Source organism: Engelhardtia mirabilis (genome assembly GCF_007748095.1).
GTDB lineage: Bacteria > Planctomycetota > UBA1135 > UBA1135.
In genome coordinates this window covers 4323795-4349425 of the sequence record NZ_CP036287.1, presented here as the reverse complement: position 1 = coordinate 4349425, position 25631 = coordinate 4323795, and the positions used below count along the sequence as shown (strand labels likewise).

Genomic DNA, 25631 nt, shown 5'->3' with positions numbered 1-25631 from the left:
CCCTCAGGCGCCTCCGCCCGCACGCGACTGCAGTCGACGGGCGCCGTACACGGCGTAGTCGCCGAGGCCCTCCTCGATCCGCAGGAGCTGGTTGTATTTCGCGACCCGATCCGAGCGGCAGGGCGCACCGGTCTTGATCTGGCCGGCGTTGGTCGCGACCGCGAGGTCGGCGATGGTCGAGTCCTCGGTCTCGCCCGAGCGGTGGCTGATCACGCACGTGTAGCCGTTGCGGTGGGCGAGGTCGATCGTCTCCAGGGTCTCGGTCAGGGTGCCGATCTGGTTGACCTTGATCAGCACCGAGTTGCCGGCGCCCTTCTCGATGCCCGTGCGCAGTCGCGCCGCGTTGGTCACGAACAGGTCGTCGCCGACCAGTTGGATCTTGTCGCCCAGTCGATCCGTCAGCTTGACCCAACCGTCCCAGTCGTCCTGGTCGAGGCCGTCCTCGATCGAGTAGATCGGGTACTTCTCGCACCAGCTCGCGTAGAGGTCGACCAACTGCTCCGCCGTGTGCGCCTTGCCGTCGACGTGGTAGGCGCCGTCCTTCAGGAACTCGGCCGAGGCGGCGTCGATGGCGATCATCACGTCGCGACCGGGCTGCAGGCCGAGCTTCTCCGAAGCCTCGAGGATCAACTCGATGGCCTCTTCGTTGGAACGCAGGTTGGGTGCGAAGCCGCCTTCGTCGCCGACCGATGTGGAGTAGCCCTTGGACTTGCAGACGGACTTCAGCGCGTGGAACACCTCGGTGCCCATGCGCAGTCCCTCCCGGAAGGCGGTGCCGCCGAAGGGCATCACCATGAACTCCTGCAGGTCGACGTTGTTGTCCGCGTGCTCGCCGCCGTTGAGAATGTTCATCATCGGCACCGGCAGCGTGCGCGCGCCGGCCCCGCCGATGTAGCGGTAGAGCGGCAGCCCGTGCTCCTCGGCCGACGCCTTGGCGACCGCCAGGGACACGCCCAGGATCGCGTTGGCGCCCAGGCGCGACTTGTTGGCGGTGCCGTCCAGGTCGATCATCAACTGGTCGACGGCGGCCTGGTCGCTGGCGTCCTCGTCGAGCAGTTCGCGGGCCAGCTCGGTGTTGACGCTCTCGACGGCCTTGAGCACGCCCTTGCCGCCGTAGCGGCCCTCGCCGTCGCGCAGCTCGCAGGCCTCGTGGATCCCGGTGCTGGCGCCCGACGGGACCGCCGCCCGGCCCATGGCACCGCTGGCCAGCAACACCTCGACTTCGACCGTGGGGTTACCCCTCGAATCGAGGATCTCCCGCCCGTGAACGCTGACGATTTCGCCCATGGGTCCAGAGACTAGCGTCGGGCCCCGCTCCAGCCCAGGCTTCTGGTTGCTCTCCGGCCCCGATCGGGAGCGGTCGGAACGGATCTCGTCAGGGACCGGCGGGGACCCTGGTCGGCGGACGGCCCTTGGACTTATCTTGCGTGGCTCGATCCCCGGTCGCGACCGCCCGGATCGACCGACATGCGGAAGGTCCACCTACTCCCCAATCTACTGACCCTGGGCAATGCCTTCTGCGGTCTGTTGGCCCTCGCCAAGGGGATCGACGCGCTGGCCTATGCCGGCGACGGCGGCGTCTTCTACGCGAAGATGCAGACCGCCTGCTCCCTGGTCTTCCTGGGGATGGTCTTCGACCTCCTCGACGGTTGGGTAGCCCGGCTGACCCGCTCGGAGAGTCCCTTCGGCGCCCAGCTCGACTCCTACTCCGACGCCCTGACGTTCGGCGTGGCCCCGGCCCTCTTGGCCAAGGTGCTGATCGAGCACGAGGGCGCCCTGGGCGGCTGGCCCGGCAACCCGCGTTTGCACTTCCTGGCCGCGGCCGCCTTCGCGCTGATGGCGATCCTGCGCCTGGTCCGCTTCAACTTGGAGACGGACGACGAGGTCAAGCAGAAGCACGCCGTGTTCTTCGGCCTGCCCTCGCCGGCCGCAGCGGGCTCGGTGGTCTCGACCATCTGGGTCTACCTGGTGCTGCAACGGCCCGAGCTCGAGACCGTGGACGGCACCCCGACGCCCCTCGGCGGCGTCATGGGTTGGTTGGGCGAGCACGACTGGAACGTCCTCTCGGCCGTGATCCCGCTGATGCTCCTGGTGCAGTTGCCGATCCTCGGCCTGCTGATGGTCAGTCGCGTGCGCTACAGCCACCTGGGGCACCTGTTGGGCCGCGAGCGCTCGTCCTTCGTGACCCTGGTGGTGGCGGTCTTCGCCGCCTTCGGCTTCTTCCTCGTGCCGGTCCCGTCGTTGTTCCTGCTCTTCAACGGCTTCGTGGTCTGGGGCCTGGTGAACTACGGCCTGCGCGGTCGCCGGCTCGCGCGGGCCCGGTCCGACGAGGCGCGGGGGCGGGTCGCGTGAGCGAGGTGGCCTGGCTCGGGCTGGGGGCGAACATCGGCGACCCCGAAGCGCAGATCTCCGGCGCCCTGGAATCCCTCGCCGCGGACCCGCGCCTCGAACTGCTGCGGGTCTCGACCCTGATCGAGACCGACCCCGTGGGCGGCCCCCCGGGCCAGCCGCGGTTCCTGAACGGTGTGGCCGAGGTCCGCTGGGCGGGCGAGCCCGAGGCGCTGCTCGAGCTGCTGCAGGCCGTGGAGGCCCGCTTCGGGCGCGAACGGCAGGTCCCGGATGGCCCCCGGACCCTGGACCTGGACCTGCTCCTGTTCGGGGAGCGGCGGATCCGAGGACCCCGCCTGACGGTTCCCCACCCGCGCATGGACCAGCGCACCTTCGTCCTGGGTCCGCTGGCCAGCCTCGAGCCCGGCCTGCGGATCCCCAGTCAGTCCGGCTCGGTGGCGGAGCTGCTGGCGGGGTTGGGCTCGTCCGCGGCCCTGGCCAGTCACTGATTCCCTCTCCCGGGCGGCCAACGGGCCTTCTCGGGCAGCTGCGAGGGGGCTACCGCACCCGAACCTGCGCGGTCCCGGCGGTGGTGGTAGGGTCAGGTGGTCCGCTGCCACGGCCCACCCCCCTCCAGCCATGCTCGATTCCATTCTGCTCGGCCTCTCGGTCCTCACGTTGGTGCCCGCGCCCGCCCCCGGGGTGGTCATCAGACCCCGGGTCCGGACCGACCAGGTCCTGGTGCGGCTGGCGCCGGGATCGAGCGACCATGCGGATCTGGCGCGCTGGGCCGGGCTGGAGCCGCGCGGCGTGCGCGCCCTGCCCGGTGCGGGCTGGGGCCTGGTCGAGGTCGAGCCCACCACCGACGAGGGGCTGCGCGAGGCGGTTGCGATCCTCACGACCTCCCCCGAGGTGCTCTTCGCCGGCCCGACCCTGGGCGACCCTCGCCTCGATCCGGCGGCCGGCTGGGGAGCTCCCCAACCGCGGCTACTCCTGTGTGGTCGCGATGCGCAGATGCAACAGGCCCTGGCCGCGGCGGCCGACCTCGCTCCGGAGCTGAACCTCGAGTCGGCGCAACTGGGCGGCATCCCCGGCGCCCTGGTCATGTCCTCGCCGGAACGGGATGGCTACGCCCTGCTCGAGACCGTCGAGCTTCTGGCGTCCGACGGGCGCCTGGCCTGGGTCGAGCCGGACTGGTGGATCACCGGCCAGGGCGGGCTCTCGACGCCCAACGACCCGCTCTTCCCCCAGCAGTGGGCACACCAGAACACCGGCCAGAACGGTGGCCAGGTCGGCGTCGACCTCGACACCGTCGAAGCCTGGGACCTCTCGACCGGCTCGGCTTCGGTTGCGGTGCTCGTGATCGACACAGGCGTCGACCTGATGCACCCGGACCTGAATGTGGCCGGCGGCGAGGACTTCACCGACGACGGCGGGACTGGTGGCTTGCCGTTCAACGCCTGTGACAACCACGGCACGTGGGTGGCCGGTTGCGTCTCGGCGATCGCGGACAACGCCACGGGTGTGGTGGGCAGCGCGCCGGCATCACCGGTGCTCGCGGCGCGTGCGATGATCTCCGAGTTCACACCGCCCGTGTGTTCGGGCTCCTGGTCCTCCAACGCCAGTTGGACCGTCGACGCCCTCGACTGGGGCGTGACCAACGGTGCGCGCGTCACCGTCAATAGCAACTCCTACGGCTTCACCTCGGCGGCCATCGACGCCCGCTACCAGCTGGCCAAGACCCAGGGAGTGATCCACTTCGCCGCGTCCGGAAACTTCTCGGCCGCGTCGGTCTCGTATCCCAGCAGCCTGGATTCAGTCGTCTCCGTCGGAGCGATCGACTCCACAGGTTCCAAGGCCAGCTTCAGCAACACCGGACCCGGCCTGGGACTCGTCGGGCCCGGTGTGGGCATCGACACCACGGACCGCTCGGGCTTCAACGGCGGAAGCCTCGGCGACTACGTCACGCTGAACGGAACGTCCTTCGCGACGCCCTTGGTCGCTGGTGTGGCCGCCTTGGTCATGGCCGCGGATCCGACCCTGCAACCGGATCGGGTCGAGTTGATGCTCGCCGCCACGGCCACCGACTTGGGGACCCTCGGTTTCGACGAACAGTTCGGCAACGGACTTCCGAGCGCGCGCGCGGCGGTGGAGCTGGCTCTCGGCCAACGCGACGCCATCCTCGGTTCGCCGGGCCAGATCTCCCTCGCGGCGGGCGGCTCGCAGACCTTCGAGCTGCTGGCGGGAAGTGGTGGGGCAGGAGCCATCTACCTGCTCCTGGGCAGCGCCTCGGGGACTTCGCCGGGCCTGTCGCTCGACGGCTTCGTCCTGCCCCTGGTGCCGGACAATTGGACCAACCTGACCATCTCCCAAGCCAACGTCGGGATCTTCTCGAATACCTTCTCGGCCTTCGACACGCAGGGGCGCGCGATCGCCTCGTTGACGATCCCCGGGGGTCAGAACCCGTTCCTGGCCGGCCTGGTCTTCAACCACACCTTCATCCGCATCGTGGTCGGGCCGATTCCCTACCTGGCCATCCAGCCGCCGGACCCGGCGCCGCTGCAGATGGTGCCCTGATCGCGCGACGGAGCCACGGCGGTCCCGTCGGTCGGTAGGGCGGTAGGGCGGTAGGGCGGATGCGCCGGCGGTCGGGTCTGACGCGAACCCCTCGTGCGGATCCCAAGGAGCCACGCGAGCGCCGCGCCCCCCGGCGTCCGCGGTGCGGGTCGCCGGAACGCATCCGGCCTGTCGACATCCGCTGTGGCGTGTCTCGATATCGGCGGCGGGGAAGGGAGGCCGGGCCAGGGGGTTGCGCGTGCGCCGGGGGACCGCTCGCTCGGTCCCCACAATTCCAGGACGCGTCGGGCGAGGGGTCGAGGACCCCGCGCGATAGGCTGTGCGAGTTCTGTCAGCGGCGGCAGATTCAAGGCAACTCGGTGTCCTGATTCGCATGCCGAGATGCTCCTGCAACTACGATCGGGCCCGACCGAAGCCGAGGACCTGTGCCCTGACCGGGCGAGCCGGGTCCCGCCCCCCCCCTCACGCGGCAAGCGACGACGCTGGCCGACGAGTCAATCGAATCCAAGATCCCCCCATGTTCCGCAACTCCTTCATCGCAGCGCTCGCCCTGGTAGCGAGCTCCTTCTTCGCTTCGGTCGGCTACTCGCAGCAGGCCGAAGTCTCCGCCTTCGATGCCTCGCTGACCGCCTTCAATGCCGCCAGCGAAGCCGCCACCGCGGCTCCTGACGACGCCGACGCGAAGAAGGCGCTGACCGAAGCGCGCAACGCGCTGGACGCTGCGCACAAGGCGGCGGCGGATGCGCTCGCCGATGCCGGCGACGCGGAAGGCAAGACGAACGTCGACAGCCGTTACACCGAGGCGACCGGGAAGATCGTCTCGTTCGCCGGTGGCGTCGGCCTCGTGGAAGGTTGGATCAAGACCGGCAAGGACTGGGTCATCGAAGATGGCCCGGGCTTCTTGGTCCAAGTGATCGTGATCCTGGTCATCTGGATGGTCTTCAAGATCATCGCCGGCGTCGTCGGCAAGGCGACCCGCAAGGCGCTCAGCACGCCGAAGATCAAGGCCTCCAGCCTGCTCAAGGAGTTCCTGATCGGCATGGCCCAGAAGGCCGTCATGGCCGTCGGGGTGCTGGTCATCCTGAGCCAGCTCGGCGTCGCGGTCGGCCCGCTGTTGGCCGGCCTCGGTGTCGCGGGTTTCGTGTTGGGCTTCGCGCTGCAGGACACCCTGGGCAACTTCGCCGCGGGGATGATGATCCTGTTCTACCGTCCCTACGACATCGGTGACGTGGTCAGCGCCGGCGGTGTGACCGGCAAGGTCGACGCGATGAGCCTGGTCTCGACCACCATCCTGACCCCCGACAACCAGCGCCTGATCGTGCCCAACGGCGGCATCTGGGGCGGCGTCATCACCAACGTCACGGCCAACACCACGCGCCGCGTCGACATGACCTTCGGCATCGGCTACGGCGACGACATGGCCCACGCCGAGCGCGTCTTGACCGAAGTCGTGACCGGCCACGAGCTCGTGTTGGCCGAGCCGGCTCCGGTGATCAAGGTGCACGAGCTGGGCGACTCGTCGGTCAACTTCATCGTGCGTCCGTGGACCAAGACCGGCGACTACTGGGCGGTCTACTGGGACCTCACCCGCGCCGTGAAGGAGCGCTTCGACGCCGAGGGCATCTCGATCCCGTTCCCGCAGCGGGACGTCCACATGCACCAGGTCGAGATCACCCCGACCGCGGCCCAGGGCTCGAACTCCGGCTCCGCGGCCCCTGCGTCGCAGACCTCGAAGGTCTGAGCCCCGGATCCCGGGGTTGCGGGAGGCCGAGTCGGCCGACCGCGACCCCCGGGCAGCCGGCCCGCGGGCAAGCGCTCCCAGCCGGAGCTTGACCGCCCCGGCACCGGGCGCAGAATCGGCGGGCCTGCGGAGGACTTCCTCCGCGGGCCCGCATGCATAGATACGACGATCCGACGGCGGCGCGCGCCTGGTGCGAGGCCCGTCGCCAGGAGGGGCGCACGCTCGGCTTTGTGCCGACCATGGGGGCGCTCCACGAGGGCCACCTCGAGTTGGTGCGGCGGGCGGTGGCCGAGAACGACCTGGCCTGCGTCAGTGTCTTCGTGAACCCCCTGCAGTTCGACGACCCCGCGGACCTCTCGCGCTACCCGCGCGACTTCGAGCGCGACGCGGAGCTGCTCCAGGGCGCGGGTTGCCAGATGGTCTTCACGGGGACCCTGGCCGGCTTCTTCCCCGAGTCCGCCACCGCCGAGGGGATCGAGAGCGAGCCCGCCGGCGCCGCAGCCGAGGGTCTCGAGGGCGCCTGCCGCGCCGGGCACTTCGACGGCGTGGCGACGATCGTGCGCCGCCTGTTCGAGCTGGTCGTGCCCCGGCGGGCCTACTTCGGCGAGAAGGACTTCCAGCAGACCCTGGTCGTGCGCGCGGTCGCCGAACGCCTCGGCTACCCGCAGATCGTGGTCTGTCCGACCTCGCGCGAATCCGATGGCCTGGCGCGCTCGTCCCGCAACCTGCTCCTGACCCCGGCCGAGCGCCCCCTCGCGGTGGCCCTCTCCCGGGCCCTGGCGCGGGCCCAATCGCTCTTCGCGGCGGGTGAGCGCGGCGTCGGGGTCCTGCGCTCGGCGATGCACTCCGAATTGCGGGAGCTCGAGGTCGAGTACGCCGAGCTGCGCGACCCCGAGCGTTTCGAGCGCGTGCCCACCGACGTCGACCGACTCGATCGGGCCCAAGCCCTCGTAGCGGCGCGACTCGGACGCGTGCGACTGATCGACAACCTGCGCCTCGACGGGCCCCCGCTCGCGAGTCTGCGATCCGGCGGTGCTTGCGGCCCGACGGAGCAGGCGTGAGTGCCAGCCCCGTGACCGAGCTTCGATCACTCGTCGAGCGAACCGAGGGTTGGTGCAGCGCGATCGCGCCCGCCAAGGTCAACCTGCGCCTGGATGTGCTCGGTCGCCGCGCAGACGGTTTCCATGAGATTGCAACGGCCATGCTCGCCCTGGATCTGACCGATCGCGTGTCCGCTCGACTCGGCGCGAGACCGGGCCTGTCACTCGAACTGGAAGGACCCCTGGCCAGCCCGGACGTGCCCGTCGACGGGCGCAATCTGGTCTGGCGCGCGGCGGCCGGAGCCCTCGAGCGCGCAGCTGCCGATGGCCGCTGCCCTGCGGAGCTGGGTGTCGAGTTGGCTCTGTTCAAACGCATCCCCAGCCGGGCGGGTCTGGGCGGCGGCAGCGCCGACGCGGCCGCCGCGCTGCTCGCCCTCGAGGCTGCGGCGGGTTTCGAGTTGCGCGACGACGAGCGCCGCGAGCTCTTGGGCGAGCTCGGCTCGGACGTGGCCTTCTTCGACGCGACCCGCGCGAGCGGCTACGGCTGGTGCTTCGGTCGCGGCGAACGGGTGCGGCCGCTGCAAGCGCCGCAGCCCAGGCCTTGGGTCGCGTTGGTGGTGCCGGCTGTCGAGTCGCCGACTGCCGCTGTCTACGGCGCCCTGGGCCTTGCACCGGGGAACCTCGCGACCTCGCCGGCCGAAGGCGACGTCCTCGAGGATCCCCTGCGCGGAGCGCTCGACTCCAAGGGCGCGGGCCTGTCCAACGGGCTCGAGCGCGCCGCCATCGAGGCCGTGCCCGAACTCGGCCAGTGGCGCACGGTTCTCGACCACGCTGCACCGGGCGAGTACCACCTCGCCGGCAGCGGGTCGGGCTGGTTCGCGCTCCATGCCGACGAGGCCGCGGCGCACCGCTCGATCGAACGAGCGCACGCAGCCGCTGTCGTCGCCGGGCTCGGGACTCGCTTGGTCACGGTCGCCCGCGCGGCCGGTCACGGTGCGAAGCTGGTCGGGACGGAAGCGGAATGAACGAGCGCATCGGAATCGTCGGCTTGGGCTCGGTGGGGGCCGCCTGCGCGCGGGCCCTGACGGAGCGCGGCGGCGGACGCGCCGTTCTGGCCTGGACGCGCAGCTACGAGCGCCGCGAGTTCTGGACCCGGCACCCCGGCATCGAGATGCTCGAGGGTCCAGAAGCCGTGGCGCGCGAGGCCGACCTCTTGCTGTTCTGCGTCACCGACGCCGCCCTGGCCGAGGTCGCCGGCCGCTGCGCCACCGCCGGCGCGGGACGCGGTCGCGTCGCGCTCCACACCGCCGGAGCCGAGCCGCCGTCGGTCCTGTCGCCCCTGTCCGAGGTCGGCTGGGAGGTGGGCGTCGCCCACCCCCTGCTCTCGATCGTGGTCGACGAGGAGCGCACCTTCGAGGGCGCGGCCTTCGGGCTCTTCGGCAGCGCCGCGGCCAAGGCGGCCGGCGGGGAGCTGGTCCGCGCCCTGGGCGGCGAAGGCATCGAGCTCGACGGCGACGGGGTGGCCCAGGCGCGCTACCACGCGGCGGCGGCCCTGCTCTCGAACGGCCTGGTCGGGCTCTTCGCCCAGGCCACGGACGAGTTCGAACGCTGCGGCGCGAGCCCCGAGGGTGCGCGCACCGCGGCGCGGTCGCTCCTGCTGCGTACCACCGACAACCTCGCGCGCTTGGCGCCCGCGGTCGCCCTGACCGGGCCCCTGCGCCGGGGCGAGGCGGCGCGGATCGAGTCGCACCTGGCGGCCCTCGACCCCGAGGTGGCCGTGACCTATCGCGCCCTCTCGCGGCGCCTGCTCGCGCTGGTCAGCGAGGACCTGGAGCCCGCGCGGATCGACGCGCTGCGGCGACTTCTGGACGGGCAGTGAGCGACGCCCACGAGGTGATCGCGTCGCTCTCGGCGACGGACTTCCCGGCGCTGTTGCAACGGGCGCGCGAGGTCGCGGCCCACCCCGCGCGGCCGGACGTGGTCGAGCTGCGGCTGGACCTGTTGCCGGGGGCCTGGTTGACCGAGGCTGCGCGAGATCCGCGCCGGCTCGATCCAATGCGGGACCTGGCGCGCGAGTTCGGGCCGAGGCTCGTGGTCGCCTGCCACGGCGCCGAGGCCTTCGGCCGGTTCGAGGGCGATGGGCGCGCTCGCGTCGCGCTGCTGCGCGCGGCGGCGGAGCGGGGCGCGGCCCTCGTCGACGTGCACGTGGACCTGGCGGACCGCTTTGGTGAGCCCGTGCCGGGCACGCGCCTGATCGTCTCCGAGCACCTGGTCGCGGGCACCCCCGACGACGGGGAACTCGAGCGCCGCTTCGCGCGCCTGCGCGCCCGTGCGGGACCTGCCGGCCGCATCAAGCTCGTGACCCAGGCCGCCTGCGCCGAGGACGGGCTGCGCCTCTTGCTCGCGGGCTCATCGGTCACGGGTCCCCGGTCCTTCTTCTGCTCGGGTGCGGCGGGCACGTTCACCCGCCTCTTCGCACCCCTGGTCGGTAGCCTCGCGACCTACGCCTCGGCTGGCGTCGCCACCGCGCCGGGGCAGCTGGACCTGGACGCCCTGCGCGCCGCCTGGCCCGCCGGTGGACCGGGCCCCGTCACCCGCGCCCTGGCCGTGGTGGGGCGCCCGGTGGCGCACTCCCTGTCGCCGAGGACCCACGCCGCGGTCCAACGCGCCTGCGAGGTCGACGCCGTGTTCGCCGCGGTGGAGCCGTCCGACTTCGCGCGATTCCTGGAGCTCGCGACGCGCTTCGCGCCCCTGCACGGCCTGGCGGTCACCGCGCCGTTCAAGCTCGACGCCCTGCGCGGAGCCGCGACCCGCGAGGACCTGGCCGAGCGCGCGGGGGCCGCCAACACCCTGGTGCGAGTCGGCACGACCTGGCGCGCCACGAACACCGACGCCAGCGCCATCGCGACCCTGGCGCGGCGCGTCGCACCGACCGCCCGCACGGCGCTGGTGCTGGGGGCGGGCGGCGCCGCACGGGCGGCCTGCGCGGCGCTCACCGAATCCGGGCTGCGGTTGATCCTGTCGGCCCGGCGCTCGGACGTCGCCCAGGGATTGGCCATCGAGTTCGGTGGCGAGACCGTCGACTGGGGAGCGCTGGACTCGGTCGAGGCCTCGCTCGTGGTCCAGACCACGCCCCTCGGCGGACCCCAGGCGCCCGACGGCGAGCCGCCCCTCGGCCCCTGGAGAGCCGGTTCGGCGCTGATCGAGGCCAACTACGCCGCGGGTCCCACGCCCCTCGCCCGGCGGGCGCGCGCGGCGGGCGGCGCGGTCGCCGACGGACGCGATTGGTTCCTGACCCAGGCCAGAGCCCAGTTCGAGTACTTCCACGGGCTCCGGACGACTCCTATGAGTTGGGAGCGGGCCTTCGAGCCCGCGACCCCCGCCCCCGACCGAACGCCCCCGTGCCCGAAGCCACCCTTCCCATCGCCCTGATCGGTCTGCGCGCCGTCGGCAAGTCGACCCTGGTCGCAGGTGTGGCCCGTCGGCTGGGTCGCGCCGCCCTGGACACGGACGCGGAGATCGTGCGACTGGCCGTCGACCGGGGACTGGTGCCGGGCACCTCCGACACCGGCGCGGTGTTTCGCGCCCTGGGGCAGGAGGCCTTTCGAGACCTCGAGGGCGAGGTCCTCGCCGACGCCTGTGCGCGCCGGCCCGCGCTCGTGATCGCCACCGGTGGGGGCGCCGTGGAGCGCGAGGCGGCGCGCGCGATCCTTCGCCACCAGGCTGTCGCCGTGTGGCTCGACGCCCCGATCGAGGTCTTGGCCCAGCGCATGCGCGTGGACGCGACCGACCGACCGGCGCTATTCGGCGGTGACCCGATCGCGGAGCTGCCCCAGCTCGCGGCCCGGCGGGCCACATGGTTCGCCGAGGTGTCGCGCCTGCGGTTGCGGGTGGGGAAGCTCGATCCGGAATCGACCGTCCGCGCCATCGTCGAGGCGCTCGAGCCGTACCTGGCGCGCGACTCCAACTGACCCTCGACCCCGCGCGCGCGATCGGTCGAACAGGGAGTAGGATCGGACGCGGCGGCGGATGAATCACTTCAGCAGGTCGAAGGGCACGGACGGCGGGAGTCGAGCACTCGCGCGCGTCGCCCTTTCGCTGGCCCTGCTCGTCGGAGCCTGGGTCCAGGAAGAGCCCATCGCGCCCGCCGGAGCCTCCGCGCTGCTCGCCGGCGGCCGGGCGGTGCGCGTCGAGCGGGCAGCCATCGACGGGCAGATCGACGGTTCGACGGTCGTGCCCGTGGTCGCGCAGCTCGAGGCCCTGGTCCTCGCCGCGGCACCCGCGCCCCCGGGGCTGACGCCCTCGCGCCGGGCGGAGCGCGACGCGGAGCGCAGTGAACGTCTGGCCGAGCTGTCCGAGCTGGTGGTGGGCGCCGCGGGACGATCCCGCAGGCACATCCTCGAGGGCTGGCTGCTGTCGCCCGAACTCGATCCGGAGCGTTGGACCGCCACGGCCGCCGCGGTGGGGGAGCTGCAGCTCGTCGGGCTCGCGCCCTCCCTGGCCGAGGTGCTCGACGATCCCGAGACCTCGCGGCGCCGCGCCGTCGCGCGCCGCGCTCTGCACGCGGTCTATGGCGTCTGGTTCCAGAGCGCGACGGAGTTCATGCCCTTCGCGGAGTTGGAGGCGGGACCGACCCTGGCCGGCTACCGCGACACGCTGCTCGACGGCGAGCGGCGCGAGCTCGAGCTGCGCCGCTTCCGTTGGCAGGTCGAGCCCTCGCGCGCGGTGGGCGACCTCGACGCCGACAACCCGGATGTGCGACGTGCGGCGGCCGCGGCTCTGCGGGACCTCGTGCGCAAGGGCGGCGGCGCGGGCCTCGAGCCCGAGGCGCTGGCGGAGACCCTGACCGGCAGGCTCGTGCGCGAGGTCGACGCGATCGCCCTGTGCTCCCAGCTCGAGCTGTTGATCGAGTTGCTGCGCGACGCCGACCCGACCGACGCGCGGGTGGCGGCGGCGCGCGACCTGCTGGAGCGCGGCCTGCGTGGCGGACCCGTGGCGATCCTGCCCTGTGCGGCCCACAGCATCGCGTCCCTGCCCCTCGCGATGGGCGAGGCCGACGCGGACTCGCCGGTGGCGATGGTCGCCGGAGCGCTGATGGACGGGGTCGCGCGCTGCGTCGGGCCGATGCCTGTGCGCGATCCCGACGCGACCGTGGCCCTGCTCGCGGCCCTGCGACGGGTCACCCGCGACGTCGGCCGTGATCGCTTGGTGGCCCTGGTGGGGGCCGATGCCCTGGTCGAGCCGGTGCTGCAACTGGCCGCGTCCTCCGGTCGCGCCCTGTCGGTCACGCGCGCGGCCGCGGCCGCCCTGATCGACCTGGCGGCGCCGGCCGATCTGGCCCAGGTGGCCCGCGCCCTGGTGCGTCCGGGCCAGCCCATCGACGTGGAGACCCTCGAAGTGCTCACGAGCCTGGCGGCGACCCTCGAAGCGGGCAGCCCTGGCCTCGACCTGGCAGCGCGCGGCGCCCTAGCGACCCTGGGGGATCCCTCCCTCGACCTGCGCCGTCGGGCGATCACCCTGCTGGGCCTGGCCTCGATCGAACCGGCCATCGACGACCAGGGCCGCGGGCAGCTCGTGGCCCGCTTGGGCATCGAGCCGATCGCCGACCTGCGACTCGGGCTCCTGGATCTGATCGCGCACATCGGCGGGCCGGAGCAGGTGGACCAAGTGCTGGGCCTGTCGAACCTGCCCCTCGACGACGCCATGGGCGAGGCCATCGCCGCCTTGATCGAAGTCCGCTCGCCGGAGCGCGCCGACCTGCGAGCCCGCGGCGCGCGGCGCATCGCGGCCATCGGCAGCCTGCGCGCGCGCACCCTGGCCCTCGAGCTGCTCACCTCGGCCGACGACGCCACGGCGGCGAACTACACCTCGACCGACTCGGACGAGGCGATCCGCTGGGGCTTGGAGTTGGTCGATGCTGGCGCGAGCCTGCGCGCGGCCGGGGTCCTGCTCGAGCGGCACCTTCCCCGCGCTACGGGCTTGACGCCCCTCGAGCGCGCGCGCGCCACGGCCCTGCTCGGTGCGGCCGCAGGCCGAGCCCAGGAGCTGGTCGAGGCACAGTTGGCCGCGAGCCTCGAGGAACTCGCCGCCGATGCGGAGCGTTGGCGGCTGCGCCGGGACCGGGCGCGACTGCGCTCCGATGCCGATCGCGCGATCGAAGCGGCGCAGGATTGGCTCGAGGTGGTCGCCGGCAGCGACGGCGGCGCCAACCTCGAACGGCTCGAGCTGACGGACGCTCGCGCGGCCTTGGCCGACCTGCTGGTCGTCCTGGACGGTGGGGGCGATGGGCCCCGCGCCGGAGACGCGAACGCGGCGACCGGCGCTTCCGGAGCCGAGGGATCGTCCGACGTCGAACCCGCCCGCGGCGACGCAGTGCACGCGGCGGCGGTCCTGGCCGTCGACATCGGCGTGGACCTCCTGGGTCGCGCGGACTGGAGCCCCCTGCCGGACGAGGTGCGGATCGCGGACCTCGACCGTCTCGGCCGCGCCGCGCTCGCATCAAAGGGTCCAGCAGTGCTGCTGCGAGCGGCGTTGGCGCTGGACAACCTGACGCAGGCGACGGGCTTCGACGGTGAAGGCCCGCCTGGCACTGGCGACCTCACCGGGCCGCGCGCAGCGAGCCCCGTCATCGGTCACGCCCTCGCCCTACGACAGGAGCTACTCTCCACGGCCCAGTCGAGAGACCCGAGCCCGACCCCGCCGGTGGAAGCGCCCGCCGAGCGCTCGAGCGAAGTCGACGCCGATCGAGACTGATTCGCCTGGGATCGGATGGGGGTGTTGCATCCCCTCAACCGGGCGCCCTATACTCCTCGCCTCGACGCGGAAACGTGTCGGAACCCGGTCGCGGGGTGGAGCAGTCTGGCAGCTCGTCGGGCTCATAACCCGGAGGTCGCAGGTTCGAATCCTGCCCCCGCTACCACCAACCAACGAAAAGAGCCGCCCCCTTGGGGGCGGCTCTTTTCGTTGGTTGGTGGTAGCGGGGGCAGGATTCGAGCCTGCCTGCTATCGGCCCAACCGCTGACGCGGTTGGAGCGGATTCGAATCCTGCCCCCGCTACCACTTCCAAGAGAGGATCTGGCCCTTCCCGGCCGGGTCCTCTTTTCTTTGGTCCGTGGGCGAGCTCGCCGGCGCATCCTGACGTCCTGGCGGCACCGCGGTGACTCAAATGGACTCTGGTACCGGTTTCGGGGGCAGGTCACATGCGGCGCGCCACGCGTCACTTCGGACGCAGCGCCGCCAGCATGCCGTCAAGCGCGGCCAGGTAGCTCTCGAAGCGGCTGCGCCCGGCCTCGGTCAGGGCGAGCACGGTGCGCGGCTTGGAGCCCTCGAACTCCTTGCGCACCTGCACGTAGCCCTCGGCCGCCAGGCGCTTGAGGTGCGAGGACAGGTTGCCGCCGGTGATGCCCGTCTGGCTCTGCAGGAAGACGAAGTCGGCCTCGTCGACGACGTACAGGCACGCCACCACGCCCAGACGCGCGGGCTCGTGCAGCGTGCGGTCGAGCGACGCGATCGCGGCCGCGTCGAGCGCCTCGGCCCGCGCGCTCACGGATCCATCGCCGCCGCAAGGCGCGGGTGTCCGCGCACGAAGGCGGCGAGCAGCCGCGCCCCGCTCGCGAGCATGACCAGCCCGCCCGCGAGCAGGGCCCAGCCCGGCTCCGCGTCGAGCGTCGCGACGACGAGCGCCGCCGCGACGAAGACCGCGGAGTACGCAGCGAGACGCGCCAGGCGCAGCGCGGCGGCCGCCGAGAGCCCGAGCGCGGCCACGAGCAGCGCCGGGATCCCCGGCGCGAGCGAGCGCAGCGCTTCGTAGCTCGCGCCCTCCTTGCTCCGGGACACGAACAGGCCGCACAGCAGGACGCCGAGCGAGAGCACCGCGATCATGCCGAGGCTCATGTCGAAGCGGCGCCGGGCGTTGAACCGCACCTGCCCCAGCCGCGGGCGAGTGATGCGCTGCCGGAGGATGGGCCACGTCGCGATCGCCACGGGCGGCACGACCACGCCGGCCAGCGGGTAGCCGGCGATCCAGCCTAGCCCGATGGCCGAGAGTGCGGCCCCCGCGAGCAGGTCCAGCACGCCGTCCTGCCAGTAGGCACGGAAGAGACGGGACTCGGTCGACGCGAGGGTGGTGGTGGTGCTCATGGGACCTCCTTGCAAGTCCAACTACTCTGTAGCGCAGACTATATTGCATGGCCAACCAAAAATCCGCTCCTGGAGGCCTTCCGGGCCCCTCCGGGCCGCCCCTTGGGCCCCGGAGGGGCCCCAGGCCGGCCTCCACCCCCTCGACGAGTCCTCAGCGGGGGCTGCCCGGGGGCCCGGCGTCCTGGAGGACCCCGGCGCTGACCCAGTCCAGGTCCAGGTTCCAGGAGTCGAGCAGGTACCGACCGTCGCGCGTGCGCGAGGCGCAGAACTTCGCGCCGGGGTTGTCCAGGGCCTCCTCGATACAGCGCGCGCCGCAGTTGCCGATCGCCACCGGCCACATCCAGTCGAGCTCAGGAGGCCCCCGCTACCACTTCCAAGAGAGGGTCTGGCCCTCCCCGGCCGGATCCTCTTTTCTCGTTGGGGCAGAAGATGGGGCGGGACGCCGGCAAGGAGTGACCCGGGAACGGCTGGGAAGATCGCTCAGTCAGCGCGGTCGTAGCCCAGCAGGTCGCCCGGCTGGCACTCCAGCTCGCGGCAGATGGCTTCGAGCGTCGAGAAGCGGATCGCCTTGGCCTTGCCGGTCTTGAGGATCGACAGGTTGGCGAGGGTGATGCCGACGCGTTCGGCCAGCTCGGTCAGCGTCATGCCGCGTTCCTGGAGCCGGTCGTCGAGTTTCACGAGGATCGGCATCAGACGGTCCCTTCCAGCTCCTCACGCATCTCGGTCCCCCTACGGAAGACACGGGCGAGGATGAACAGGGTCAGCACCAGCACGACGCCGCCGCCGGAAGTGCCGACGTCGGCGGGGACGCCATCGGTCAGCTCGCCCGCAGCCGCAGCGGCGATCCCGACCGGGATGGCGATCAACTGGATCGCCAGCGCCAGCCAACCCATGCGGGCAAGGTGCGCTGCGTTCCCGGCGACAAACGGGTCGCCGTCCTTGACCGAGGCGACGATGCTCCTCAGCTCGAGCGTGAAGCGCAGCCCCAGGAACAGCATCGCGACAACCGCGACCAGGCCGGCAACGATTCCCCAGTAGGTTCCCGCAGCCAGCCCTTCGGCTGCGATGTCCGACACGATCTCGCTGCGCTGAACCGTCAGGACGGCCCCCAGGCCGATCGCGACCATGATCATCGCGAAGAAGAGGAGTCCGATGAAGAGGCCCAGCAGGAGGGCGGCCGTGGTCAGCAGCGGGTCGTTGGTCTTTCGTGACATCGAAGTCCTCTCCGGGTTGGGTTTGGGCGGTGACGCTGCCGATCCGCGACGCGGCCCGGCGGCGGCGAGGTTTGGAGGGGGCACGGGCGTCGATGATATCGAGGAACGATAAGGGGGTGGGTGCGTATCGACAAGCGGCAATATCGAAAAACAATAAATCTCAGCTCTCTCCAGCCGAGCCCAGCGGCCCCCCGCACGACGACGCCTGCCCCGTATCACCGCCCCCGCCCGACCTCCCCTCCCCGCGGCTCAGCCGACTGCCTCTCCGAGACCCTTCGCCGACCCCACCGCGACCGGCGCACTCAACGAGGTCTGTCCCGAGCCACCGGTCTCTGCGGCCTGCCAAGCCACCGGCCACGCGGGTCGCAACATCCTCGGGCGCGACGACGGATCTCCGCTGGGTCGCCCGCCCATGCGACACCTCGACGAAGCGCTCGTCGGTCCGCCGGTTCCAGACCAGGTCGCCGACGTCCATCGGGTTGGTGAGGATGGACCGGATGGCCGAGGCCGCCCACGCGCCCGGGTCGATGTGCGCCCACTCGGCGTTCCGCGGGGAGGGGACTCCCTCGTCGTTCAGTGCGCTGGCGATGGCCCGGTAGTCCATCCGCTGCGGGCGAAAGAAGCCGGATCCGGGGCGTAACCTCCGCGGGTGAGAAGCGTCTCTCCTCGTGGGAGCTGCACGCCCAGGGCCGGGCCGGTGCGGAACGTCCCCAGGTGCGAGTCGCAGATGGAAACCCAGGATTGGAAGACGCCCGGGCAGCCAGCGTCGGTCTGGGGGGCTGCGCTCGGCCGCGCGTTCCATCAAGCCTCGCGGCTGCGGCACCAGAGCCCGCGAACGGAGAAGGCCTATCGGGGCTGGGTCCGTCGCTACTTGGCGGCCCACGACTGGCGTCACCCGCTCGAGCTCGGCCGCACGGAGGTCACAGGCTTCCTCTCCGATCTCGCGACGCGTGGGCGCGTCAGCGCTTCGACCCAGAACCAGGCCCTCGCCGCGATCCTGTTCCTCTACGGCGCCGTGCTCGAGCAAGAGCTCCCCTGGCTCGACGAGATCGTGCGCGCCAAGCGACCGCAGCGCGTGCCGGTCGTCCTCACCCGGGCCGAGGTCCGCGCCCTGCTCGGCCACATGGACGGACCGCCACGCCTCGTCGCCACCCTGCTCTACGGCGCCGGCCTGCGGCTCCTCGAGGCGCTCCAGCTCCGCATCAAGGACGTCGATCTGGATGCGCGCATGCTGACGATTCGCTCGGGCAAGGGCGACCGCGACCGGCGCGCGCTGTGCCCCGAGTCCACCCGTCCGGACCTCGCCGTCGCGATCGAGGCTGCCGTGGCCCAGCACGCTCGGGATCTCGAGCGCGGCGCGGGCTGGGTCGAACTCCCTCAGGCGTTGGCGAAGAAGTACGCCGCTGCCGCGCGCTCCGTGCCCTGGCAGTGGGTCTTCCCGGCGACCCGGACCTACCGCCATCGCGAGACCGGCGAGATCCGCCGCCACCACCTGCACGAGACCGTCATCCAGCGTGCGGTGCGGGAGGCCGTCCTCCGCGCCGGCATCCGCAAGAGAGCGACCTGTCACACCCTACGGCACTCCTTCGCAACGCACTTACTCGAGGACGGCCAGGACATCCGCACGATCCAAGAGCTCCTGGGCCACAAGGACGTGTCGACGACGATGATCTACACGCACGTCCTGAACCGCGGCCCGCTCGGCGTGCGCAGCCCCCTGGACCGGCTCGACGGACCCTGAGCGGCGGCCCGGCCGGCGGCTTGCCCGCAATGGGGCGCAGTGCTATACCGACCAGTCCATGGAGAGAGCGACCACCCCGGAGCACGCTCGAGAATCGGTCGTGAGGCTCGAGGACGCGCCATTCGGCAGGTCCGCGGCGCGCTACACGGACCTGTCCAACGGCACCTGGCTTTGCTACGCAGGTCTGTCGAATTCGCGTTAGCCAGGCAGCACCTCCCCGCCACGTCGCGTGAACAGTGTGATGGCACAGCGATCGACCCGAGGCCAACAATTCGACGACAAGTTTATTGCCTTCGTCGATATTCTTGGATTCAAGGCTCTTGTCGCCGAATCCGAGGCCGGAAGCGGCCGCCCGCTTCCAGAGCTGATCCGGCTGTGCGCGCTCCTGGGCTCCTCCGATCAGCGCAAGCAGTTTGACGAACATGGTCCAACCGTCTGCCCCGAAGCGCCACGGCTTGCGACAAACCTCGACTTCCGCATCACCCAAGAATCCGACTGCGTCGTGGTGTCATGTGAGGTATCTCCCGCCGGCATTGCTAACCTGTTAGCCCATTGCCACGGCGTAGTGCTCCGTCTCTTGAATGAGGGGCTCATGTGCCGCGGATACGTCACGAGAGGCTCGATCTATCACACAGACTCCCACTTCATCGGGTCCGGTTTTCACGAGGCAGTCACCCGAGAGAAGAAGGTGTCCATCTTCCGGACGGTGGCTGACAGGAGCGGCACTCCGTTCGTAGAGGTCGACAGTAGAGTCTCATCTTATGTGGACGCCTGCGGGGACCAATGTGTTCGGGAGATGTTCTCTCGGATGGTCCACTGTGATGGCGAGTTGACGGCCTTGTTTCCCTTCAAGTCGCTATCCCATTCCTTCATTATTGGAGACTACATGGGGCACAGATTCGACGCAGCTCGAGAGCGCGCAGCGAATGCCAACGTGCGTGCGTTGCTGCACCGAGTGATTGCCGCCGTGCAGGCGGCCGTCGATGCCGGTAACACGGATGCACGGCGGAAGGCCGCGCACTATGTCGGTGCGCTTCGTCAGCAGCTCGAGGACTGCGACTGGACCGATCGCCTCCTCGACCGCATTGAGGGCCAGCCATGAAGCGACCTTGGCTGGCTAACAACGGCATGCAGCGGACGGCGCTGCGCGCCGCCGCTGATGACTGAGCCGTTAGCCGGACGTAAGCATGTACGATGGTTGGAGCATCTGTCGGTGGGAGACCCCGGTCGTCGATGAGGATCGACTGCTGATGGTCTCCCTCGCTGATGTCGATCGGGAGCTCGTGCTGTTGCTCGAGTCAGGTCGCGGTTCTGATAGGCCGCGCTGGCGCGTTCGGTTCAAGCAGTACCCCGCCTACCGCAACATCGACGAAGCGTACCGAACCGATCTGTGGAGCTGGATCGACAGCTCCGGTCAGCGCCTCGGGTTCACGTTCACAGTCGAGGAGTCGCCTCCTCTCGCCTCTTGGGGCACGGTGTATCTGCATGAAGTAGTGCCAGGAATCCGCCACTTCGTGATCGCGACTGAAGACGACGTCGTCGAGGTTCTCTCGGCAGAAGAGCCTGTTTGGGAGGTGGCGAGACCGGCCGAGGCTGGTGAGCCGCTCCCAGGTAAGGCGAGGCATCTCTACCTCGGTGAGGATGACGTGGAGATCGATCGACTTGTCGCCGACGTGAAGCGGCGGCAAGAACCGGGAGACACCGGCTAACATGCCGATGCAGCGGACCGGCCTTCGGCCGGCCGCTGATCGGCAAGGCGTTAGGCGCACAGAGGAAACCGTATGACCCAAGACAAGCACTGGCTCGGTGGAACGAGTTTCCTGCCTCTCTTTTCGGAGGCCATCGAGGGGACCGAGAAACTCCTCGCCGATAGACTCGATCGGAGAGGCGAGATTGACCGCTCCGAAGACATACTCACGACGATCTTGATCGAGACGCTTCAATCTCGTCTTGACACGGTGAACGGGTCCCTGCGAGATCTGTCCGCGTCCCGACCCAATCAACCTGCGGTCTCCAAGTTCGACTTCTCGATCTGCGACATGCGGGATCCGAAGGGTGATGCCCTGGGAGCTGACTTCGCATTCATCTTCCGGGTGCGATGGGACCACGAATTCGTGAGCGAGAGGGGAATTCTCGTACAGGCCAAGAGACTCGGCCCTCTCTCCGTCCGGACCGTTCGGCGCCTGAACCGCGAAGTAGAACGCCGTTTCGGAGTGTCAGCTGAGGAACTCGAGGGGATGGCCCACTTTCTCCCGGGGCCGTTTCGGCCGCCCCGCCTGCGGAGATCCCGATTCCCCTGGCTCTTCTGGCCCGGCTTGGGTTTCGCCTTTGGCGAAGACACTCCCCTCGGCGATTTTCCGATCGACCAGAAGCAGCTGGACGAGCTGCTCCAGATCGCGAGTTCATACTACCTGTTCTACGATCATCCCCTCCCTCACATGACGCTGCCGTGCATCCAGGCGCTCACAGTCAAGGGCTTGGTGGCCGGTGGGAAGACATCGGAGATCTGCCGCCCATCCGCAGTACGCCACTCGACATCGCTAACGGACCTATTGGTGAATCAGTTTGTGGGGTGTCGCATCGGCGAGTGGAACCGACAGTTCGAACAGCTAGCATCGATCGCCGATCAGCATCGTGTTGGCGGGCTTGAAGGGCCCCGTGGAGACTTCAACGTACACGTATGGAACGTTCGATTCGTCGTCATGCTCGAGATATCGTTACTACCCGAGGCCTACCAAGGTGAGTGATGGCGCCTAACAAGGCGATGCACCTGACGGCGCTTCGCGCCGCAGGTGATCGCCAAAACGTTAGCCGAACGAGTCAATACCGATGGCGAAGGCTGCTAAAAAACCAAAACCTGGCCCGGGCCAAGACCCCGAGTCCTGGCCTGCACTCCTTTGGCGTTTCTTTGCTCGGCATCCGAAAGTCGTGACAGTGTGCGCGATCGCGTTGGCTGCGGCTTACGTTTGCGTCAAGGTTGTGGGTTGGGAGGGGATCGGCCAAACGCTCGGCTTTGGGTCAGGTCGGGTTGAGATAGAAAGGCCGTTCGAACTCCTGTCGGTCACCATCTCGCTGCGCCAATCTGATGGCATCTTCGATGGTCAAGAGGAGCGACATCTCGATGTCCGAACCCTTTACACCATACGTGGAGTCCAGGGCCTTTCGGCTACCTCCGACGCAATGACGAAGCGCTACACGAAGTCTGACGCACGGGAAGTGCGGCCATGGCGCGGCACCGTTGAGGAGGCCGTGAAGAGCGTCGGTCCGACAAATCGAGAGACGATAGCCCGGTTTGGCATTGAGCCCGGGGAAGTCAAGTCCCTCGTGTTCGGGTCCGAGGTTGTTTTTGATCTGCCATTCACGGCAGGGGATACGCGCCGGGCGATACGTGACATCGTGACGCTCGGGCCAGGCGAGGCTTGGTGGGGCTACCCAAACCATCACGGAATGACAATTCCCGTGGTAACGATAATCATTGAGTCGCCGACGAACGATCTAGAACTCACGGGAGAACGTCCCGCCTTTCGCGTACTAGCCGATGGAAGTGTCGATCATAAGAAGGCCTCCGTCGGCCCGCCTGTTGCGAGTGCTGGAACGGAGGCAATCTGGGCAAGTTGGCGTGACGTGCGAGAAGACGAACTCGTCGCGTTTCGCTACAAGTGGGGTCCGAGAAAGTGACTGCTGGTCGGCTAACAAGCCGATGCAGCGGACGGCCTTCGGCCGCCGCTGATCGGCAAGGCGTTAGCCGAACGAGTCAATACCGATGGCGAAGGCTGCTAAAAAACCAAAACCTGGCCCGGGCCAAGACCCCGAGTCCTGGCCTGCACTCCTTTGGCGTTTCTTTGCTCGGCATCCGAAAGTCGTGACAGTGTGCGCGATCGCGTTGGCTGCGGCTTACGTTTGCGTCAAGGTTGTGGGTTGGGAGGGGATCGGCCAAACGCTCGGCTTTGGGTCAGGTCGGGTTGAGATAGAAAGGCCGTTCGAACTCCTGTCGGTCACCATCTCGCTGCGCCAATCTGATGGCATCTTCGATGGTCAAGAGGAGCGACATCTCGATGTCCGAACCCTTTACACCATACGTGGAGTCCAGGGCCTTTCGGCTACCTCCGACGCAATGACGAAGCGCTACACGAAGTCTGACGCACGGGAAGTGCGGCCATGGCGCGGCACCGTTGAGGAGGCCGTGAAGAGCGTCGGTCCGACAAATCGAGAGACGATAGCCCGGTTTGGCATTGCCTCGGGGATCGGGTCAAAACCGGCCAGTTGTGATCGGGTCAAATGCGGCCAGTTGGAGCGACCGGGACGGGTGTCGGTTTAGCGGATTTCAGTCGTTCAAGGCAAGCACGGGTTGATCCGTTCTTGCGCTGGCCCGCTTCTGAGTGCGCCAGCTCTTGGGTCCACACTTCAGGACGTGCGCGTGGTGCAGCAGCCGATCGAGCAGTGCTGTGACAGCCGCGGTGTCTCCGAGGAGCTTGCCCCAGTCGTCGACAGGCCGGTTCGAGGTCAGGATGGTGCTGGTCCGCTCGTAGCGCCGGATGATGAGCTCGAGCAGATCCTCGGCCGCGGTATGCGGCAGCTTGCGCATGCCCAGGTCGTCGACGATGAGCAGTGGGACCTTCTCCATCTTGGCCAGGTACTCGCTGCGGGCGCCGTCGAGCGTCGCGTCGGCCATCTCCTCGATCAGGACGTGGGCCTCGCGGTAGGCGACGGCCCAGCCTTGCAAGATCGCAGCCTGCCCGATCGCCTGGGCGAGATGGCTCTTGCCGGTGCCGGGGGGGCCCAGGAAGAGAGCGTCCTCAGCCTTCGAGACGAAGCGAGCGGTCGCGAGGTCGAAGACCAGCCGGCGATTCATCTTCTTGTTGAAGTCGAAGTCGAAGTCGTCGAGCCTTCGATCCGCATCTCGGAAGCGGGCGTACTTGATGCGGCGCTCGATCAGTCGATCCCCTCGCCGCTCGAGCTCGTCCGAGACGAGCTGGGAGAGGAAGTCGATCGGAGGCATGCGCTCGGTCTGGGCTTCGAGCAGTCGTGTCTCCAGGGTGTTAGCCATGCCCGAGAGCCGCAGCTTCCTCAGGGCCTTGTCGATCTCGATCCTGTTCATTGGGTTCCGGTTTCGGTTCTGGAGTCGATCAGGTCGCGGTACAGCGAGAGTTCGCGGATCAGCGGATCCACCTGCCGCAGCGAGAGCGGCGCCGGTGGCTTGCGGTCGATCCACTTCTTGACGAAGCGGTAGTTGGGAGCGCCGACCTCGAGGGCGACGGCGCACGCCTTCTCGATCGGTGCGTCGCCGTACTTCTTTACGAGGGACAGCACGCCCTGGATCTGGCGCACGCCGCCCTGCTCGCGCCTCTTGTGGATCTCCTCGCACAGCGCGCCCACGGACGCACCCGCGCCGCGAGACCTGGCAAGCAGTTGCAGCGTCGTGACAGGCGTCTTCGCCGGACGATCCGACGGATGGACCGAGCGCCATCCTCGAGGCTTCTTGCGATGCTCGCGCAGGAGCTCGCCGGTCCCGAGGTCGAGCAGACGCACCCAGTTACCGCTCCACTGCACCGCGACCTCGCGACCGATCCAGCCGGGCGGCGCTCCGTAGTAAGCGGCATCGACTTCGACGCAGCCGTCCAGGTGGACCGTGCGTGCGCCGTACTGGAAGTAGCCAAAGGGCTCGACTGGCAGTGCTTGCAGCGTCGGCTGCTCCTCGGCAAACATCGCGGCGACCTGACGCTTGGTCGTACCGTGGATGCGCGTGTCGGCCCAGCGTTCCGTCCAGCGATCGAGATGAGCCTGAGCGTCCTTCAAGCTCTCGAAGCGCATCCCCTTGAGCGCCGTGTCCTGGGCGTAGCCGACTGAGCGCTCGACCTTGCCCTTGCGATCGGGATGCCGCACGCGCGCAGGCAGCGCGACGACGCCGTAGTGCGCGAGCATGTCGCGGTATAGCGGGTTCAGATCGGGGTCGTACACGTCGGGCTTCAGCACGCCTTCCTTCAGGTTGTCGAGCACGACCGTCCTCGTCGTGCCGCCGAGACGGCGGAAGGCGTCTTCGTGCAGCTCGCACCACGTCTGCGAGCTCGACTTGAAGCACAAGAGCCAAACCGCCTTGCGGCTGCACCCGAGCGTCAGCGCGAAGAGCCGTGTCCGGCGGTACTTGCCCGTCTCGGGGTGACGCACCATCGGGCCCGTGCCGTAGTCCACCTGTGCTTCCTCGCCCGCCGCGGTCACGATCGTGGGGTGGGCTTCGCGAGCGACGCTGCCCCGTAGCTTGTGCACGAAGCGCCGTACGCTCTGGTAGCCGGCCTCGAAGCCGTGCTCGTCCACCAGCTCCTGCCAGATCGATTTCGCATTACGGCCCCTCGCCACAGCCGCTTCGATCTGCTCGCGGAAGGCCTCGCACCGGCTCGCCATCGGACTCCAGCCTGGAGCCGGCGCCCGCTCGAGGTCGGTGGTCACCTGACTGGCCGCTCTTGGATCCGGCCCGGGGTCGGTGATCGGGTAACTGGCCGCATTTGAATCGGCCTCGGAGTCGGTGGTCGGGCAACCGGCCGCATTTGAATCGGCCTCCAGGCGCCGCTGACGCCGCCCCCGGACTTCGATCCCGGCCGCCTTCAGATGACGGCTCACCGTCTCACGACGCACCCCCGTCGCATCCTCGATGCGCCTCATCGACCAGCCCAGCCGGCCCAGTGCTCGGATCTGCTCTTGCTTCTCGTGCTTCAAGACGTTGCCCATCCGGCACGAAGAGCACACGCCCTCCTGCCGCGTCAACGTCCCGGGATCACCCCTTCAACTGGCCGCTTTTGACCCGATCACTACTGGCCGGTTTTGGGTGATCCCCAAGGGGCATTGAGCCCGGGGAA

At 69.4% G+C, this 25631-nt stretch carries 24 protein-coding genes and 1 tRNA gene; 16 read left to right on the top strand and 9 right to left on the bottom strand.

What is annotated here, in order from left to right:
- Positions 1-3: 3 nt before the first annotated feature.
- Positions 4-1287 carry a phosphopyruvate hydratase gene (eno, locus tag Pla133_RS16125; RefSeq protein WP_145067051.1) on the bottom strand — a complete coding sequence of 428 codons (1284 nt, stop codon included), beginning with the start codon at positions 1285-1287 and terminating at the stop codon, positions 4-6.
- Between the two features lie 180 nt (positions 1288-1467).
- Between eno and Pla133_RS16120 the strand changes: the two genes are divergently transcribed.
- The 11 genes from Pla133_RS16120 to Pla133_RS16070 all read left to right on the top strand — a co-directional run bounded on the left by Pla133_RS16120 (position 1468) and on the right by Pla133_RS16070 (position 14605).
- Complete coding sequence (locus Pla133_RS16120; protein ID WP_145067049.1) at positions 1468-2352, top strand: CDP-alcohol phosphatidyltransferase family protein; 885 nt, start codon at positions 1468-1470, stop codon at positions 2350-2352.
- Positions 2349-2837: a 2-amino-4-hydroxy-6-hydroxymethyldihydropteridine diphosphokinase gene (folK, locus tag Pla133_RS16115; protein WP_145067047.1), complete on the top strand. Its 489-nt coding sequence runs from the start codon at positions 2349-2351 to the stop codon at positions 2835-2837. The genes Pla133_RS16120 and folK overlap by 4 nt, the downstream gene beginning before the upstream one ends.
- 130 nt (positions 2838-2967) lie before the next feature.
- On the top strand, positions 2968-4905 hold the full coding sequence (locus Pla133_RS16110; protein ID WP_145067045.1) for a S8 family peptidase: 1938 nt from the start codon (positions 2968-2970) through the stop codon (positions 4903-4905).
- A gap of 517 nt (positions 4906-5422) precedes the next feature.
- Positions 5423-6646, top strand: coding sequence for a mechanosensitive ion channel family protein (locus Pla133_RS16105; RefSeq protein WP_419191600.1), 1224 nt, complete (start codon positions 5423-5425; stop codon positions 6644-6646).
- Positions 6647-6798: 152 nt separating this feature from the next.
- A complete protein-coding gene (gene panC, locus Pla133_RS16100) occupies positions 6799-7707 on the top strand; it encodes a pantoate--beta-alanine ligase (RefSeq protein WP_145067041.1) in 909 nt (302 codons plus the stop codon).
- Positions 7708-7718: 11 nt separating this feature from the next.
- Positions 7719-8711 carry a 4-(cytidine 5'-diphospho)-2-C-methyl-D-erythritol kinase gene (gene ispE / locus Pla133_RS16095; RefSeq protein ID WP_145067038.1) on the top strand — a complete coding sequence of 331 codons (993 nt, stop codon included), beginning with the start codon at positions 7719-7721 and terminating at the stop codon, positions 8709-8711.
- The gene (locus Pla133_RS16090; RefSeq protein WP_145067036.1) at positions 8708-9565 is read left to right on the top strand and encodes a Rossmann-like and DUF2520 domain-containing protein; all 858 of its coding nucleotides are present in this window, start codon (positions 8708-8710) and stop codon (positions 9563-9565) included. The genes ispE and Pla133_RS16090 overlap by 4 nt, the downstream gene beginning before the upstream one ends.
- Positions 9562-11118: a type I 3-dehydroquinate dehydratase gene (locus tag Pla133_RS16085; RefSeq protein ID WP_145067034.1), complete on the top strand. Its 1557-nt coding sequence runs from the start codon at positions 9562-9564 to the stop codon at positions 11116-11118. The genes Pla133_RS16090 and Pla133_RS16085 overlap by 4 nt, the downstream gene beginning before the upstream one ends.
- On the top strand, positions 11088-11657 hold the full coding sequence (locus tag Pla133_RS26405) for a shikimate kinase (RefSeq protein WP_419191599.1): 570 nt from the start codon (positions 11088-11090) through the stop codon (positions 11655-11657). Before Pla133_RS16085 ends, Pla133_RS26405 begins: the two co-directional genes overlap by 31 nt.
- A 58-nt stretch (positions 11658-11715) precedes the next feature.
- Positions 11716-14439 (top strand): hypothetical protein, encoded by a 2724-nt coding sequence (locus tag Pla133_RS16075; RefSeq protein ID WP_145067030.1) that lies wholly within the window; start codon positions 11716-11718, stop codon positions 14437-14439.
- A gap of 89 nt (positions 14440-14528) precedes the next feature.
- Positions 14529-14605: transfer RNA gene (locus Pla133_RS16070), tRNA-Met, on the top strand.
- A gap of 297 nt (positions 14606-14902) precedes the next feature.
- Here Pla133_RS16070 and Pla133_RS26400 read toward each other — a convergent pair.
- The 6 genes from Pla133_RS26400 to Pla133_RS16045 form a co-directional block, all read right to left on the bottom strand.
- Positions 14903-15232 carry a winged helix-turn-helix domain-containing protein gene (locus tag Pla133_RS26400; RefSeq protein WP_419191598.1) on the bottom strand — a complete coding sequence of 110 codons (330 nt, stop codon included), beginning with the start codon at positions 15230-15232 and terminating at the stop codon, positions 14903-14905.
- Entirely contained in the window at positions 15229-15825 is a 597-nt protein-coding gene (locus tag Pla133_RS26395) for a hypothetical protein (protein ID WP_419191597.1), read from the bottom strand. The genes Pla133_RS26400 and Pla133_RS26395 overlap by 4 nt, the downstream gene beginning before the upstream one ends.
- 151 nt (positions 15826-15976) lie before the next feature.
- A complete protein-coding gene (locus tag Pla133_RS16060) occupies positions 15977-16156 on the bottom strand; it encodes a hypothetical protein (protein ID WP_145067028.1) in 180 nt (59 codons plus the stop codon).
- A 149-nt stretch (positions 16157-16305) separates the two neighbouring features.
- Entirely contained in the window at positions 16306-16515 is a 210-nt protein-coding gene (locus tag Pla133_RS16055; protein WP_145067026.1) for a helix-turn-helix domain-containing protein, read from the bottom strand.
- Positions 16515-17039: a DUF2975 domain-containing protein gene (locus tag Pla133_RS16050; protein WP_145067024.1), complete on the bottom strand. Its 525-nt coding sequence runs from the start codon at positions 17037-17039 to the stop codon at positions 16515-16517. The genes Pla133_RS16055 and Pla133_RS16050 overlap by 1 nt, the downstream gene beginning before the upstream one ends.
- Before the next feature lie 160 nt (positions 17040-17199).
- Positions 17200-17643 (bottom strand): recombinase family protein, encoded by a 444-nt coding sequence (locus tag Pla133_RS16045; protein ID WP_419191596.1) that lies wholly within the window; start codon positions 17641-17643, stop codon positions 17200-17202.
- Between the two features lie 123 nt (positions 17644-17766).
- Here Pla133_RS16045 and Pla133_RS16040 point away from each other — a divergent pair, with 123 nt between their 5' ends.
- The 5 genes from Pla133_RS16040 to Pla133_RS16020 all read left to right on the top strand — a co-directional run bounded on the left by Pla133_RS16040 (position 17767) and on the right by Pla133_RS16020 (position 22458).
- Positions 17767-18780, top strand: a complete 1014-nt coding sequence (locus tag Pla133_RS16040; RefSeq protein ID WP_145067020.1) for an integron integrase — start codon at positions 17767-17769, stop codon at positions 18778-18780.
- Positions 18781-19021: 241 nt separating this feature from the next.
- A complete protein-coding gene (locus Pla133_RS26390) occupies positions 19022-19882 on the top strand; it encodes a hypothetical protein (RefSeq protein ID WP_419191595.1) in 861 nt (286 codons plus the stop codon).
- A 148-nt stretch (positions 19883-20030) separates the two neighbouring features.
- Positions 20031-20489, top strand: coding sequence for a hypothetical protein (locus Pla133_RS16030; RefSeq protein ID WP_145067018.1), 459 nt, complete (start codon positions 20031-20033; stop codon positions 20487-20489).
- Positions 20490-20561: 72 nt separating this feature from the next.
- Positions 20562-21527, top strand: a complete 966-nt coding sequence (locus Pla133_RS16025; protein WP_145067016.1) for a hypothetical protein — start codon at positions 20562-20564, stop codon at positions 21525-21527.
- 187 nt (positions 21528-21714) lie between these two features.
- On the top strand, positions 21715-22458 hold the full coding sequence (locus Pla133_RS16020; RefSeq protein ID WP_145067014.1) for a hypothetical protein: 744 nt from the start codon (positions 21715-21717) through the stop codon (positions 22456-22458).
- A gap of 646 nt (positions 22459-23104) precedes the next feature.
- Here Pla133_RS16020 and istB read toward each other — a convergent pair.
- Both istB and istA read right to left on the bottom strand, forming a co-directional pair.
- Positions 23105-23878 carry an IS21-like element helper ATPase IstB gene (gene istB, locus Pla133_RS16015; protein WP_145061753.1) on the bottom strand — a complete coding sequence of 258 codons (774 nt, stop codon included), beginning with the start codon at positions 23876-23878 and terminating at the stop codon, positions 23105-23107.
- Complete coding sequence (istA, locus tag Pla133_RS16010; RefSeq protein WP_145061410.1) at positions 23875-25503, bottom strand: IS21 family transposase; 1629 nt, start codon at positions 25501-25503, stop codon at positions 23875-23877. The genes istB and istA overlap by 4 nt, the downstream gene beginning before the upstream one ends.
- Positions 25504-25631 lie beyond the last annotated feature (128 nt).